The organism is Halomonas sp. DP5N14-9 (assembly GCF_019802175.1).
GTDB classification, from domain to species: domain Bacteria; phylum Pseudomonadota; class Gammaproteobacteria; order Pseudomonadales; family Halomonadaceae; genus Halomonas; species Halomonas litopenaei.
In genome coordinates, this window is sequence record NZ_JAHVHR010000035.1 from 285,184 (window position 1) to 300,701 (window position 15,518).

Below are 15,518 nucleotides of genomic sequence, written 5' to 3' on the forward strand. Positions count from 1 at the left end.
CATTCTGGAATCGTTACGGAGGCGGAGTCATGACTTACGCACCCAACCAACTGTCGATCCGTTCGGATGATGGCTATCCCACACGCCTCGACGCGCCAATGGGCAATATCGCCCGCCATTGCCCGGTCGTCCATGCGACGCCCGAGCAGCGCCAGGCCGGGCCGCTCGACGAGCAGGAGCTGGCCGCATTCGAAGAACGTGGCTTTCTCTGGTTCGACAGCTTCTTCGAGGCCGACGACATCGAGCCCTTCTTCGATGAGCTAAGCGCCATGGAGCGCGATCCCGAGCTGACCGGCAGCGACAAGGTCATCACCGATCCTGTCTCTGGCGCCATTCGTTCGGTGTTCGGCATGCACGAATTGTCCGAGCGCTTCGATCGCCTGACCCGCTCGCCGCGACTTCTGAAGATCGTCGAGCAGCTGCTCGGGGGCGGTGTCTACGTGCACCAGTCGCGGATCAACGACAAGGCCGGCTTTCAGGGCAGTGGCTTCGATTGGCACTCGGACTTCGAGACCTGGCACGCAGAAGACGGCATGCCCGGCATGCGCGCGCTGAGTGTCTCGCTGATGCTCACCGACAACGGCGAGTTCAACGGACCGCTGATGCTGGTGCCGGGGTCCCATCGCCAGTTTGTCCCCACCGTGGGACGCACCCCGGACCAGAACTGGGAGACCTCGCTCAAGGCGCAGCACATCGGTGTACCGACCCGGGAGCAGCTGGGGCCGATCATCGAACAGCAGGGCATCGAGGCACCCAAGGGGCCGGCCGGGTCGATTCTGCTGTTCGACTGCAACGCGCTGCATGCGTCCAACAGCAACCTGTCACCGTGGCCGCGCTCCAACCTGTTCTTCGTCTACAACAGCGTCGACAACCGCCTGGTCACTCCCTTCGGCGCCAAGTCCCCACGGCCCGAGCACCTGGCGGCGCGCGAGCGCACGCCAGCACTGGGATGATCCGGCGCCAGCCAATGTCGGTAGATGGCTTCGCCCTTGGGCGTGGCCGCTCCCCATCAAGAGAAAAGAGCCATCAAGAGGAAGCCCCCATGCACATTGGCGACACCCTGCTGATTGCCCGTGATCTGGTCATGGTAGCCGAGGACCAGTTGTCCTCGGGTAACACCGCCGAGATCATCGATACCTCGGCCCTGGTCGAAGGTGACGGTGACGACATACGTCTGCCGCGCTATCGGGTACTGATCGACGAGGTGGGGGAGCGGGATTGCTCCTGCACCATTCTCGAACGCCTCGAATAGTCGGACGCTGGCGCCTGGTCTGATTGTCTCATTGGCATCGGCATCGGCATCGGCATCGGCATCGGCTGCGACTGCCAAAGCCACACGGGGTGACGGCCGGGCCATGCGTCTGTTAAGGATGGAGCACATTCTCGGACGTGGAGGCACGATGACGATTCAGCTCAAGCGGGCCTACGATGCGCCCGCCGACAACGACGGCTATCGGGTGCTGGTGGACAGGCTCTGGCCGCGGGGGATCGCCAAGGACGAGGCGCGTATCGATGAATGGATCAAGGAGGCCGCTCCCAGTGATGACCTGCGCAAGGCCTTTCACAGCGAAGCACTGGGCTGGGGCGAGTTTCGTCAGCGCTATCTGGCTGAGCTGAAGGAGCAGAGGGAAACGCTCAGACCCCTGGCCGAGCGCAGCCAGCAGCACAAGGTAACCCTGGTGTTTTCCTCGAAGGATGAGACCCACAACAACGCCGTGGTGCTCAAGGACTATCTGGCCATGCTGACCGGGTGACGTTCGGGCGGACCACCGGGCATCACGGCCTCGAACCTCCGACCCACGCATTACGAAGGCGTTGCTCTACCTGCTGAGCTACACCGGCTTGACACCACCTTCTCGATCACACCGGGCCTACCGCCAGCCCGGCTAGCGGGGTTTCCAGGCGTCCCTGATGGCCTCCCGTGCGCTAGTCCCGGGGCTCCCTCAAGCGAGTCAGGCCTTCCTGGGCGCTGGAGGCCACCAGTTCGCCTTTTCGATTGTAGATGCTGCCACGAGCCAGGCCTCTGGCGCCGCCGGCCCAGGGGCTGTCCATGTCGTACAGCAGCCAGTCGTTGACGGCCACGTCCTGGTGAAACCAGAGCGAGTGGTCGAGGCTGGCGATCTGCAGCTTGGGGTCGCCGAAACGGATGCCATGGGGCACCAGGGCGGTGGTCAGCAGGTTGAAATCCGAGCTGTAGGCGAGCAGGTAGCGATGCAGAGCGGGGTCATCGGGCAGCTCGCCATTGAGCCGGAACCACAACCGCTTGCGTGCGGGCGCGCCGTCCTCGGCGGTGTCTTCCACATGGCGAAATTCGATCGGGTGGCCGGGGAAGCGCAGGATCTCGTCGCTGTCGCCGGGCTCTGTTGCCTCGAGGGCGGGCATGCTGGCCTGGTGGCTCAGGCTATGTTCCTGGCCATGGAAGGAAGCGCTGCAGAAGAAGATCGGACGGCCCTTCTGGATCGCGGTGATGCGGCGGGTGGTGAAGCTGCCTCCGTCACGAACGCGGTCGACCTGATAGACCACCGGCATGGCGGCGTCGCCGGGACGCAGGAAGTAGCCGTGCAGCGAGTGCACCTGACGCTCCGCCGCGACGGTTTGGGTGGCTGCCGACAGCGCCTGGCCCAGTACCTGGCCGCCGAACAGCTGGGGAAGCCCCAGGTCCTGGCTGCGTCCACGAAACAGGTTCTCTTCCAGCATTTCCAGGCCCAGCAGGTCTACCAGACCCTTCAAGGCGTCCGACATTCGCGTATCCTCCTTGCGCCGGGGTAGCCCGGCTAGTCGATGGCGGTGACACGGTGGCGATTGCCGTGCCCGCGACAATGGTTCAGCATTTGCCTGGGCTCAGTGTACGGGAGTGCAACACCTTGCGCAGTGACGAATTTTACATGCATCGAGCGCTGGAACTGGCCGAGCGGGCGGCCCAGGCAGGAGAGGTGCCGGTCGGTGCGGTGGTGGTGGACGCGGCCGGAGAGATCATCGGTCGCGGCGCCAACGGCCCCGTGGCGAGCCATGATCCCAGCGCGCATGCCGAGGTTCAGGCGCTCAGGGACGCCGGGGTGAGCCTGTCGAACTATCGGCTCGAGGGCTGCACGCTGTACGTGACGCTGGAACCCTGCATGATGTGCTCTGGTGCCATCATCCACGCCAGGATCCGGCGTCTGGTCTACGGTGCCGCGGAGCCTCGTTCCGGCATGGTCGAGTCCCGGGCCAACCTGTTCGCCCAGCCCTGGCACTTCCACCAGGTGGAGGTCGAAGGTGGGGTGCTGGCGAGCCGAGCCTCTCGCCTGCTCAAGACGTTTTTTGCCGAGCGCCGATGAGCCTTTGCCGCAGCGCAGAGCACTGAGGTAGCGTCGGCGGTGCCGACGGGTTGCTCAAGACTCCCGTTACAGGTTTCGAGCCTTGCTCAGGCGGTGAAGGGCGGTGTGTCCAGGTCCGATGCGCCGTCGACGGTATCCACGAAGAGCTCGACCCGGTCGCGTCCCTGGTGCTTCGCTGTATAGAGCGCCTGGTCCGCCTGCTGTATCAGGCGTGCCAGATCTAGCGGTGCCTGGTCCTGGCATGCCACCCCTAGGCTGATGGTCAGTGGCGTGCCGTCGTGATGAGCCAGCGGTGCCTGTCGGACGGCACGCCGCAGACGCTCGGCCACAGCGCTGGCTTCGGCTAGCCGTCCTTCGGGAATGATCACCAGAAACTCTTCCCCGCCGTAGCGCCCCAGCAGGCCGTCATCCCCCAGGGTCTCCTGTGCAAGTCGACCTACCGCCTTGAGCACTCTGTCGCCTTCGGCATGGCCGAGGCAGTCGTTGATGCGCTTGAAGTGGTCGATGTCGACAAGAGTAACGCTCAGGGGCAAGCGCGCCCGCCAGGTCTGGGCGGTGGCCTGAAGGTGACGTCGGTTCGGCAGACCGGTGAGTTCGTCGTGGTCGGCGAGCCAGCTGAGTTGCTGCTGCAGGCGATGGCGAGTGCGGACCTCGCGGCGAAGGTCTCCGTTGGAGCGTGCAAGCGCACGATGCTGGGAGGCCATCTGGTGCTGGCTGAACAATGTCAGATAGAGGAACTGGCTGAACAGCAGACCCAGCATCAGGGTGACAGCCGGAAGACGGCTGCGCAGGCGCGTCAGCAATCGGGTATCGGGGCGCAAGGTCAGCTCGAGCGGTAGATAGGCTGTGTCGACTGTCACCGCCTTATTGTCGGGTCGATGCAGGGGAATGGCGTCGAGGGGAACGGATACTGTCCACGGGGCCGGATGCCCCTCCATGGGCCATTCCTTGATCAGACGGTTGTGGTAGGTAAGTCGGACCTGCAGGCTCCCCGCCCCCGAGGGGGGATGCGTATACATATTCTCGGCCATGGCTGACAGTGACAAGGTCGCTGCCAAGTGCCCGAGCAGCTTTCCACCGGGACGGCGAATCGGTAGCGAGAGCGTGACCTTCATCGTCGGTGCAGGAGCGTCGATGGCGAGGGTAGTGATCTGGGCCTCCGGGGGGAGCACCGCGGCAGGTTGAGGCATATCAGTGGGCCTGGGGACGACTGTGGTCGCGGGGCTTCGCACATTGCCGCCGGTCACTTCGACGTAGCGCAGCGTCGCAAGGTAGGGAAAGTGGTCGCGAAGAGGTCGCGTCAGGTGCTGCCAGCGTTCGGTAGAGGGCGGGAGCGGCGATTGTTCGAGGAAAACCTGCAAATGTTGTAGTGAGTGTCGAAAGTCATTGAATTCGCTAGCCAGGCGTTCCTCCATGGCACGGCCTTCGCGCTGCCCCAGGTGTTGCAGTTCGCCATCGGCCTGAATCTCCAGGTACTGCCAAAGTGCCAGGGTCATCACGACCAGAAGTGTCGAAGGCCAAAGCCCCCGTCTGAGACTGTCGCGGGTGGGACGCCAGCCGCTTACCACGCCCACCCACTGGCCGGCCAGCAACAGGCCGAGGACGGCGGTGACGGTGAGCGAGTGGGCGTGCAGCAGTGACGCTGAAGGCAGCCAGTGATGCAGTGGTGTCTGGTCCAGCAGCAACAGCAGCAAGCAGGACATGTGGAGCAAGGGGACGCCCAGGCTCGAGCGCGTGCGCGCCAGTATCCCCAGGGTCAGCAGCGTCAGCACGACCAGTTCGACCAGCGGCGGGCGCCAGTCCAGCAGAGTCGAAGGTGTTGTCAGCCAACGGAAGGGTTCGGACAGGCGCTCCAGTGACAGCCAGTCTTCCGGTGCACAGGTGCCGAATAGCAGAGTGACCAGGCACAGACACAGTGGCCATAGCACCAGGGCACTGGTGAAGACCCCCTTGCGTGTCCATCGCCATTGACCAATGGCGACGATAAGGGCCAGCGCCAGGGTCGTCTGATTCGCTGGCAGAGACGCTACCCGCGTATCGAGCACGGTGAGGGAGGCGACTGCCAGCACCAGGGCGAGCAGGGTCAGCCCTTGGCTCAATAGCCGGTAGTGACGAACAACGGGTGTCGAGGTGTACCACATTCAGGCGTTCCAACCCTGGCGGCTCGCGGCCTGACTGGCCGCGCTACGACCAGCTTACCCAGGCGCTGAACGAGGCTCAGGAAGAAGTGCGCCGCCTCGCGCCAGTGGGGTTGACCTGAGTCAGGAGTGCAACAGACCGCTGGGCTCTGTGGCCTCGCTGGGCTCGGCAGCGGGCTTCGCCTCGGCGATCTCCACCCGATTGCGGCCCAGCCGCTTGGCACGATACAGCGCCATATCCGCTCGATGCAGCAAGTCCCTTGGCACAACGGGGCCGTCGGTCTGGGTGATCAGGCCTATACATACCGTCATGGGACTGCCGTCTTCGTGTTGTACGCCGCAGGCCTGCACCTCTCGCCTCAGGCGTTCTGCCCAGGTATGTACCCAGGCGATATCGCCCTGTGGCAGATAGACCACGAATTCCTCGCCGCCGTAGCGGGCCAGCACGCCACCCTGTGGAAGCAGCTTCTGCGCGCAGGCGGCGAAGCGCTTGAGTGCCTGGTCCCCGGCTTGATGGCCTTGTTGGTCGTTGATGCGCTTGAAATGGTCGAGGTCACATAACAGCAGACTGAGAGGGTTCTGTCCGGCGTTCGTCGGCAGGCTGGCGAGAAAGGTGCGTCGATTGGCCAGGCCCGTGAGGTCGTCGTGTCCTGCCAGCCATTCGATGTTTTTCTGCAGGCGTGAACGACGCCGCATCTCTCGGCGTAGTTCGAGATTGGTATCGGCAATCTGGCGGTGCTGCTGGCGCTGCCGATGGCGGCTGAACAACAGCAGGTAGAGCAGCAGAGCCATGATCAGGCCGGTGCACAGCGTTGAACTCGGATAGTGCAGCTTCAGGTGCTCCAGCAAACGGCGGTTGGGGCTGAGCTCCAGGCTCAGGGTGTGGGACAGCAGACGAACATCGCTGACGAGCTTCCAGGGCGAATTCGTCGCTGACGCCGGTACCCGCCATAGAGTGCTGTCGCCGTCTTTCAATGTCAGCGTCATGGCGTCCGGTATATCGGCGAGCGCGGGCAGGAGGTTGGAAGCTAAGGCGTCGAGGCTGAAGACCATGGCGACCGAACCCAGCAGCCGATCACCATCCACCGTGTGGATCGGCAGAAAGTGGATGATGCCCCAGCCTCCATCGGGCAGTGGCAGGATATCCGATGACACCGCGTCGCGCTGGTGAAAGCTCTGCTGCAGCACTTCCATCAGTGGCTGGTCGAGGGCTCCATCCAGCAAGCGCATGCCCGGGTAGACCAGGTGCCAGTTGTCGTCGGGATAGAGGTGCTCGACCCGTCCGGAGGGATCGATCAGGGCCAGCAGGGGCAGTTCCGGGAAGTCGTTCATAAAGCTCTGGGCTTCGTGGCGCCACATCGATGCCGAGGGCAGGCGTTGATCGATCTCCCAGACCAGATGGAAGCGATGCATGGCTCGAAGGGTGTCGTCGATGCGGTCTGTCATCGTTGCCGACAGGCGATCGGTCTCCCGCTGGGCACGTTCGAATAGCTGTCGATTGGCCTCGCTGTCCTGCTGGCACCACAGCAGAACCGTTGCCGTGGCAATAAGAAGACCGGGGCCCAGGGCGCGCAACAGGCTCGCCTGGTTATGGCGCCAGCCGGTCACCACCGCCAGGAACTGGGTCAGCAATAGCAGCCCGCTGCCCGCCAGCGCCCAGGGGCCTGCGGGTGGCGCCAGCGGCGGCAGTGTCTCGGGCGCCGCCACCTGGTAGGCCAGACTCCCCCACAGCAGGACGGCGATGGCGTGGAGCAAGGGGGTGCCCAGGCTGGCACGGGTGCGCAGGGCAAGACTCAAGGCCAGGCACGCCAGCAGCAGGCTGTCGGCCAACCCCGGCCACTGCCAGGAAAGGCGTGGGTGGCCAGTATCGAGCGGCGCCGGTGGATCGAAAGTCGCCAGAGACAGCCAGCCCTGGGGCAGGATATCGCCGGCCACGCCGATCAGCAGAGCGGCCAACACCGCCACCACCAGCGTCAGACTCAAGCCCAGCCGCTGGCGGTACCAGGCCAGTTGAGCAAGACCGATCAAGCCGCCCAGTACCAGGGTGGGCAAGGTGGTCGAGGCGGTATAGCCGGCGAGGCTGGCGCAGAGCCCCGCAATGTACAGTGCCAGGGACAACAGCGTCAGCGGGATTCTGAGACGTAGCATGTACCCACTTTCCAGGCGAGGAGCTGGCGGTTGTTGGACGTTGTGGTCAGCGAAATATCTCGCCGAACCGATCAGCGAGAAGAATAGACGTTCGGGGGATTGTGCTGGAAAATGCGGCCAAGTGGGCGCGGAACCATGCCTTTCCTGATGTAGATCAAGGACATCGAGAGGGCGGGTGGGTGTCTGGTTGGCTCCTGGTGTATCAAGTCAGCGCGCCAGATCCGCGCGAGGCCGCGCTCAGGCAGGTGATCCACAAACCTCGATGCGATTTCGCCCCTGTCGCTTGGCCCGATAAAGCGCCAGGTCCGCGCGGTGGAGCAGGTCTTCGGCGATCAGGTCGCCGGCGCCGTGGCTGGCGATGCCGATACTCACCGTCATGGGGCGCCCGTCGGCATGCTCAACGCCGCAGTTCATCACGCTCTGGCGCAGGGATTCGGCGATCTCGACGGCCTCGTCCGCCGCCACCCCGGTCAGCAGGGCGACGAATTCCTCGCCGCCGTAACGGGCCAGCACCACCCCTTCGGGCATCGCCAGGCGTCCCACTCGGGCGAAGCGACGAAGCGCCTCGTCCCCCGCCTGGTGGCCGAGCTGGTCATTGATGCTCTTGAAGTGATCGATGTCACACAGAAGAACGCTCAGCGGGCGGCACTCCTGCTGTTCTCGCAAGGTCGACATGAACAGGCGGCGGTTGGGCAGCAGCGTCAGCTCGTCGTGGCCGGCAAGCCACTCCACCTCACGCTGCAGTTCGGTACGATGGCGGACCTCTCGGCGCAGCTCCTCGTTGGAGCGGTACATCGACGAGTGTTGGACCGACATGCGGTGGTGGCCGAATACCACCATATACAACAGGTAAGCCAGCAGCAGCCCGATACTGAGACTGGCCACCGGCTGGCGCGAACGCAGACCCAGCAGGTAGCCGGTGGAGGCGTTCAAGGCGACGGTCAGCTCTTGTTCGTCGAGGGCAAGCAGGCTCAGCATGGTCCATGGGCCTGGCGACTCGCTGGTCGGCCAGTCGCGGATGGTGTCACCATCCACGGCAAAGCGCATGCGGATATGCTCACGGTCCAGCAGGGTCTCGGCGTAGAGCTTGTCGGCCAGCACCGGGAGGCTGAGCACCATGGCCGCAGCGCCGGTGACGCGCTGCTGGTCGGGGGAGGTGATCGGCAGGTAGTAGATCATGCCGGGCATCCCCTGCAGCAGTGGCACGACGCCGGTGTGGCCCTCCTGGTTGTCGGAAAGTGCCTTCGCCAGTGCGTCGATGTAGGGGCGGTCCACGTCTAGTGCATTGATGCCGATGATCGCCCGGTTGCTGTCATCGCGTGGGTGGACAAGGCGGATGGTACCGTCGGCTTCGATATAGGCGATGTTGAGAAAGTAGCTGAAGTCCTGGTGGTAAAAGGCGGCCTGGCGCTCCCACTCTTCGGCGCTGGGGGCCTCTTCCAGCAGGCTCCAGAAGCTGGCGAAGCGTCTCACTGCCTCCAGGTGGGCCGTTATCTCGGCGCCAAGCTGAGTCGCCAGACGATCCGATTCGCCCTGCAGCTCGTCTTGAAGCTGCTGGTCCACGTACACACGTTGCTGGTTCCAGACGAACAGACTGACCAGCACCAGGGCGAGCGAGGGAATCAGGCTGCGCAGGATGCTGATCCGGGTGTGGCGCCACCCCGAGACCACGCCGACGAACTGGGCGACCAGCAAGAGCGCCAGCAACAGCATGCTGGCGGGGGTCCCTGCCAGGTTCTGCGGCGAGCGGATCTCGTCGTTGATCACCAGCAGCGCTTCGGTGACCAGTAACAGCGCCGCCAGCGCCTGCAGCAGCGGGGTGGCCAGGCTCGCCCGGGTGCGTCCCAGCAGCCCGCCAGTCAGCGCCAGCAGGATGAGCAGCTCCATCAAGGGCGGTCGAAGATCGTCGAGGCCCTGGACCCCGGGTAGCCACGATGCCCATTGGTCGAGCGTGACGTAAGAGATCAGGGCTTCGGGCAGCAGGTAGCTGGCCAGGCCCAGCAGCAGGATCGCCAGCACCGGCAGCAGACACACGACCGACATCCTCACCCCACGCCAGTACCACATCGCCTGGCCGATGCCGATCAGTAGCAGCAGGGTCCAGCTGGCGCTGTGGCTCTGATCCTGGATCATCGAGGGGTCGACGATCAGTCCTGCCGTGGCCAGCAGGATGACCAGCAGCGTCATGGACAGGGCAATTCGAGACATGAAGGCAAGGTGTCCTAGGGCATGGGGGGCACGAGTTCGAAGATCTCGGCGTCGGCTTGATCGGGCAGGCGGGCATTCAGCTGGTGGAACTGCTGCTGGCTGCGATCGACGTAGTCGAGGATCTCGAGATAGCGGCGAATATTCTGCACATAGATGACCGGTTCGCCACCCCTTGCGTAGCCGTGGCGTGTCTTGCTGTGCCACTGGCTTTCCTGCAACAGGGGCAGCGCCTCACGCACATCACGCCACAGATCCGGGTTGCCACCCCGCATGCGGGCGATGTCACGGGCGTCATACAGATGGCCGAGGCCCACGTTGTAGGCCGCGAGCGCCATGTAGAGACGGTCCTCACCGGTGATCGACTCGGGCAATCGCTGTTCGACGCTGCGCAGATAGCGTGCGCCACCCTCGATGCTCTGGGCCGGGTCCAGCCGGTTCGATACTCCGACTTCCTCGGCGGTGGCGTTGGTCAGCATCATCAGCCCACGCACCCCGGTGGGCGACGTCGCCTCGGGGTCCCAGTGGGACTCTTGATAACCGACCGCTGCCAGCAGCTTCCAGTCGAAGTGCTGCGCGCGGGCGGCCTCTCGAAACAGGGCATCGAATCGCGGCAGGCGCTTGTTGACGTGGTTGATGAAGACCCGGGCGCCGACGTACTCGAGATAGTCGTCATGACCGAAGTAGCGGGCGGTGAGACGGTCGAGTTCACCGTCTGCGCGAAGCTCGTCGAAGAACGTATTGGCGCGTTCGATCAGCGCCAGACCGTCTTTCCCGGAGAAGGCCCAGGCCATGGTCACCGGCTCGCCGATGTCGAAGCCGTCTTCCACTTCGGGGAAGAACAGACGATTGAGGCGGAACTGGTGGGCGTACACCACCGCGGCGTCCAGCTCGCCATCCTCGATGCGCCTGAGCAGCGAAGCGATCTCCAGGTCTTCCGCTTCCTTCCAGCTGAGGCGAGGGTGCTCGCGCTGCAATTCGTGCATGACGCGGCTGATGCCGGTGCCCTTGGCGATGCCGATGTTCCAGTCCTTGAGGTCATCGAGCGCCTTGGGCGGCTGCAGTCCTCGGCGATACACCACCATCGGCTGCATCGACAGGATCGGGCGGGAAAACACCAGGCCTTCCGCCAGCGGGTCCAGCGGCAGGGCGGCCGCGCCGAGGTCGCCCTGGTGGCGCACCGCGTCGAGCACGCTCTGCACATGGTGGTCGTCGCTCAGGTTAAGGCTGACCCCGAGGCGGTCGGCGAAGCGACGCATCAGTTCGTACTCGAAGCCGGTAGGTCCCTGACGCCCCTCGTAGTACGTAAAGGGGGTATTGCGGGTGTGCACGGTGATGAAATCACGTGCCAGTACTCGCTCCAGGGCAGCGCTTGAGGAGGGGCCGGGCGGTGTTGGCCAGAGCGCCCACAGCAGGCCCAGGCCACTGGTGGCAAGGATGCGCAGGCGCCGCGCATGACGGAAACCGTCCTTCATCGGGGCAAAATCGCTCATGGTGGAGCGCCCACCTTACCCAGCCCACGGGGCGCTGTCATCCGCATCGATTTCTCGCACCCGTCGGTTTCCAGTATCATATGCCGTCTCGCCCGCCGCGGCCCCCTTCTTTTATCGCTGATCTTCAGAGGCTCCTGGATATGCTCGAACTGCGCGGAGCGCCCGCCCTGTCCACCTTCCGTCACGCCAAGCTGCTGGCTCAACTGCGTGTGTCCGTCCCCGAGATCGAGGCGCTGCACGCCGAGTATGTGCACTTTGCCGATCTGGAGCGGGAGCTCGATGCCACCGAACTGAGCCTGCTCGAGCGCCTGCTCGACTACGGGCCGGCACAGCAGGATAGCGATGTGGAGGGGCTTGCGTTGCTGGTGGTGCCACGTATCGGCACCCAGTCTCCCTGGTCATCCAAGGCTACCGACATTGCCCACAACTGCGGTTTGACCCAGATCAACCGCCTGGAGCGCGGCATCCTCTATCGCATCAAGGTGCGCGGTACGCTGAAGGAAGCCCACTTCGACGCCATCGTCGCCGGCCTGCATGACCGCATGACCGAGACGGTGCTGCGAGACAGCTCCGACGCCGCCACCCTGTTTGCCCACCATGAGCCGGCGCCGCTAGGCCAGGTGGACGTGCTCGAGGGCGGCCGTACTGCGCTTGAGGTCGCCAATCGCGAGCTGGGGCTCGCCCTGGCCGAGGACGAGATCGACTACCTGGTCGAGGCGTTTGTCGAGCTGGGCCGCAACCCCAGCGACGTCGAGCTGATGATGTTCGCCCAGGCCAACTCCGAGCACTGCCGCCACAAGATCTTCAACGCCGACTGGGTCATCGACGGCGAGGCCCAGAGCCACTCGCTGTTCAAGATGATCAAGAACACCTTCGAGGCCTCGCCGGACGGCATCCTGTCGGCCTACAGCGACAACGCTGCGGTGATCAAGGGCAGCGAGGCGCGTCGCTTCTTCGCCACCCCGCTGACCGGTCGTGATGGTGAGCGCGCCAGCTACGGCGGGGAAGTGGAGCCGATCCACATCCTGACCAAGGTCGAGACCCACAACCACCCGACCGCCATCGCGCCTCATCCCGGTGCGGCCACCGGTGCCGGTGGCGAGATCCGCGACGAAGGCGCCACCGGCATCGGCGGCAAGCCCAAGGCGGGGCTGACCGGCTTTACCGTGTCCAACCTGCGTATCCCCGAGTTCGTGCAGCCGTGGGAGGCGTTCGACTACGGCAAGCCCGAGCGCATCGTCAACGCCCTGGAGATCATGCTCGAGGGCCCCATCGGCGGCGCCGCCTTCAACAACGAATTTGGCCGTCCCAACCTCACCGGCTACTTCCGTACCTACGAGCAGGACGCCCTCGGTGCCAGCGGCATCGAGCGTCGCGGCTACCACAAGCCGATCATGATCGCCGGCGGCTACGGCAACATCCGCGAACAGCACGTGGCCAAGGGCGAGATCCCGGTGGGCGGCAAGCTGATCGTGATGGGTGGCCCGGCGATGTTGATCGGGCTCGGCGGCGGCGCAGCGTCGTCGATGGCGTCCGGCTCGTCGAGCTTCGATCTCGACTTCGCTTCAGTTCAGCGCGACAACCCCGAGATCGAGCGGCGTGCCCAGGAGGTCATCGACCGCTGCTGGGCGCTGGGTGACGACAACCCCATCTGCTTTATCCATGACGTAGGCGCCGGTGGTCTGTCCAACGCCTTGCCGGAACTGGTCAAGGACGGCGATCGTGGTGGTCTGTTCAGCCTGCGCGAGGTGCCCAACGCCGAGCCCGGCATGAGCCCGCTGGAGATCTGGTGCAACGAGGCCCAGGAGCGCTACGTGCTGGCGGTGGCACCTGCGGATCTCGAGACCTTCGACGCCCTGTGCCGGCGAGAACGCTGCCCCTACGCGGTGGTCGGCGAGGCCACCGCAGAACACCACCTGGCGGTGGTGGACGGCCACTTCGACACGCGCCCGGTGGACCTGCCGATGAGCGTGCTGTTCGGCAAGCCGCCCAAGATGCAGCGTGAGTTCAAGCGTGCGCCGCTGGAGCTGCCCGGTGTGATGCTCGACAACCTGGACCTGCGCGAGGCGCTGGATCGGGTGCTGCGTCTGCCCACCGTGGCCTCCAAGAGCTTCCTGATCACCATCGGCGACCGTTCGATCACCGGTCAGGTCGCGCGTGACCAGATGGTCGGTCCCTGGCAGGTGCCGGTGGCCGACGTGGCGGTGACCACGGCAAGCTTCGATACCCACGCCGGTGAGGCCATGGCCATGGGCGAGCGCTCGCCGGTGGCGCTGATCGACCCCGCCGCCAGCGCACGCCTGGCGGTGGCCGAGTCGATCACCAACCTGGCCGCTGCCCCGATCGCCCAGCTTGGCGACATCAAGATGTCGGCCAACTGGATGAGCGCGGCGGACCATGAAGGCGAGAACCAGGCGCTGTATGACGCCGTGCACGCCGTCGGCATGGAGCTGTGCCCGGCGCTGGGCATCGCGGTGCCGGTGGGCAAGGACTCCATGTCCATGCGCACCGCCTGGGAGCAGGACGGTGAGCAGAAGGCGGTGACCTCGCCGCTGACCCTGGCGATCACCGGCTTCGCTCCGGTCACCGACGCCATGAAGACGCTGACCCCGCAGATTCGCCTCGACCAGGACGAGAGCGACCTGCTGCTGATCGACCTGGGCGCCGGCAAGAATCGTCTGGGCGGCTCCGCCCTGGCCCAGGTCTACGGTCAGGTCGGCAACGACTGCCCGGACCTGGACGACGCCGAGGACCTCAAGGCGTTCTTCAGCGTCATCCAGGGGCTCAACGCCGACGGTCGACTGCTGGCCTACCACGACCGCAGCGACGGTGGCCTGATCGTCACCCTGCTGGAGATGGCCTTCGCCGGCCGCGCCGGGCTCGAGATCAAGCTCGACTGGTTGATCGACGAGGCCGCCGAGGCGGTGGACGCGCTGTTCAGCGAGGAGTTGGGGGCGGTCATTCAGGTCAGCCGTGAGCACACCGAAGAGGTGCTGGCCCAGTTCGCCGCCGCCGGTATCGAGACCTGCGGCGTCATCGCCCGTCCGCGCTACGACGACCAGATCCGCGTAACCCTGTTCGAGGAGCCGTTGCTGGAGACCACCCGGCAGCTGACCCAGCGCACCTGGAGCGAGACCAGCTACCGCCTGCAGGCTCTGCGCGACAACCCCGAGTGCGCCAAGAACGAGTTCGACAACCTGCTCGACACCCGTGACCCGGGCCTGAGTGCCAGCCCGACCTTCGACGTCGACGAGGACATCAGCGCACCCTTCGTCAACAGCGCACGTCCGCGTGCCGCCATCCTGCGCGAGCAGGGCGTCAATGGTCACCTGGAGATGGCCTGGGCCTTCGACAAGGCCGGCTTCGAGGCGGTCGACGTGCACATGAGCGACCTGCTCGAGGGACGTGTCGCTCTCGACGAGTTCAAGGGGCTGGCCGCCTGCGGTGGCTTCTCCTACGGCGACGTGCTCGGCGCCGGTGGTGGCTGGGCCAAGTCGGTACTGTTCAACCCTCGCGCCCGCGAGCAGTTCGCCGACTTCTTCGCGCGCGACGATAGCTTCGCCCTCGGCGTGTGCAACGGCTGCCAGATGCTGTCCCAGCTCAAGGAGCTGATCCCCGGCGCCGAGAACTGGCCGCGCTTCGTGCGTAACGAGTCCGAGCAGTTCGAGGCCCGGGTGGCCATGGTGCAGGTGGAGAAGACCCCGTCGATCCTGCTGGCCGGCATGGAAGGCTCGCGCCTGCCCATCGCCGTGGCCCATGGCGAGGGCCGCGCCGAGTTTCGCGATAGCGCCCACCTGCGCAGCATGCAGGGCTCGGGCCAGGTGGCCCTGCGCTATATCGACAACCACGGCCAGTGCACCACCCGTTATCCGGCCAACCCCAACGGCTCGCCCTCCGGTATCACCGGCCTGACCACGCCGGATGGCCGGGTGACGATCATGATGCCCCACCCGGAGCGGGTGGTGCGTGCCGTCACCAACTCCTGGCGGCCGGCCGAGTGGAGCCAGGATGGCGCCTGGCTCAGGCTGTTCCGCAATGCCCGGGTGTGGCTGGGCTGATCCTCCAGTCCCTCCAGCCCCACGACAACGCCGCCTGCGGGCGGCGTTGTCGTATCCGGGACAAAGTCAGGTGTTGTATCGAGCGGCGTCAGGTGCCAAGTTGAAGTTCCCGCTTTCGCAGTTTCGCCTCTTTATCGATCACCTGACTGGCCACCTTAT

General features: G+C 65.1%; 10 protein-coding genes. 5 read left to right on the forward strand and 5 right to left on the reverse strand.

Annotated features, from left to right (window positions below; genetic code table 11):
* The first annotated feature begins 29 nt into the window (after window positions 1-29).
* The 3 genes from thpD (at window position 30) to KUW00_RS20995 (ending at window position 1,754) form a co-directional block, all read left to right on the forward strand.
* On the forward strand, window positions 30-953 hold the full coding sequence (gene thpD, locus KUW00_RS20985) for an ectoine hydroxylase (RefSeq protein ID WP_108449962.1): 924 nt from the start codon (window positions 30-32) through the stop codon (window positions 951-953).
* An 89-nt stretch (window positions 954-1,042) separates the two neighbouring features.
* Window positions 1,043-1,252: a hypothetical protein gene (locus KUW00_RS20990; RefSeq protein WP_108132360.1), complete on the forward strand. Its 210-nt coding sequence runs from the start codon at window positions 1,043-1,045 to the stop codon at window positions 1,250-1,252.
* 148 nt (window positions 1,253-1,400) lie between these two features.
* The gene (locus KUW00_RS20995; protein ID WP_045991984.1) at window positions 1,401-1,754 is read left to right on the forward strand and encodes a DUF488 domain-containing protein; all 354 of its coding nucleotides are present in this window, start codon (window positions 1,401-1,403) and stop codon (window positions 1,752-1,754) included.
* A 172-nt stretch (window positions 1,755-1,926) separates the two neighbouring features.
* On the opposite strand, the gene KUW00_RS21000 is transcribed toward KUW00_RS20995, so the two are convergent.
* Entirely contained in the window at window positions 1,927-2,742 is an 816-nt protein-coding gene (locus tag KUW00_RS21000) for an acyl-CoA thioesterase (protein WP_108132364.1), read from the reverse strand.
* Between the two features lie 122 nt (window positions 2,743-2,864).
* Here KUW00_RS21000 and tadA point away from each other — a divergent pair, with 122 nt between their 5' ends.
* Complete coding sequence (tadA, locus tag KUW00_RS21005) at window positions 2,865-3,317, forward strand: tRNA adenosine(34) deaminase TadA (RefSeq protein ID WP_045991988.1); 453 nt, start codon at window positions 2,865-2,867, stop codon at window positions 3,315-3,317.
* Window positions 3,318-3,403: 86 nt separating this feature from the next.
* Here the strand turns inward: tadA and KUW00_RS21010 are convergent, their stop codons facing one another.
* The 4 genes from KUW00_RS21010 to mltF form a co-directional block, all read right to left on the reverse strand.
* A complete protein-coding gene (locus KUW00_RS21010; RefSeq protein ID WP_222570055.1) occupies window positions 3,404-5,458 on the reverse strand; it encodes a GGDEF domain-containing protein in 2,055 nt (684 codons plus the stop codon).
* 120 nt (window positions 5,459-5,578) lie between these two features.
* Window positions 5,579-7,603, reverse strand: coding sequence for a sensor domain-containing diguanylate cyclase (locus tag KUW00_RS21015; RefSeq protein WP_222570056.1), 2,025 nt, complete (start codon window positions 7,601-7,603; stop codon window positions 5,579-5,581).
* 237 nt (window positions 7,604-7,840) lie between these two features.
* Entirely contained in the window at window positions 7,841-9,811 is a 1,971-nt protein-coding gene (locus tag KUW00_RS21020) for a sensor domain-containing diguanylate cyclase (RefSeq protein ID WP_222570057.1), read from the reverse strand.
* A gap of 14 nt (window positions 9,812-9,825) precedes the next feature.
* Window positions 9,826-11,301 (reverse strand): membrane-bound lytic murein transglycosylase MltF, encoded by a 1,476-nt coding sequence (gene mltF / locus KUW00_RS21025; RefSeq protein ID WP_261392294.1) that lies wholly within the window; start codon window positions 11,299-11,301, stop codon window positions 9,826-9,828.
* Window positions 11,302-11,441: 140 nt separating this feature from the next.
* Between mltF and purL the strand changes: the two genes are divergently transcribed.
* Window positions 11,442-15,359: a phosphoribosylformylglycinamidine synthase gene (purL, locus tag KUW00_RS21030; RefSeq protein ID WP_222570058.1), complete on the forward strand. Its 3,918-nt coding sequence runs from the start codon at window positions 11,442-11,444 to the stop codon at window positions 15,357-15,359.
* Window positions 15,360-15,518 lie beyond the last annotated feature (159 nt).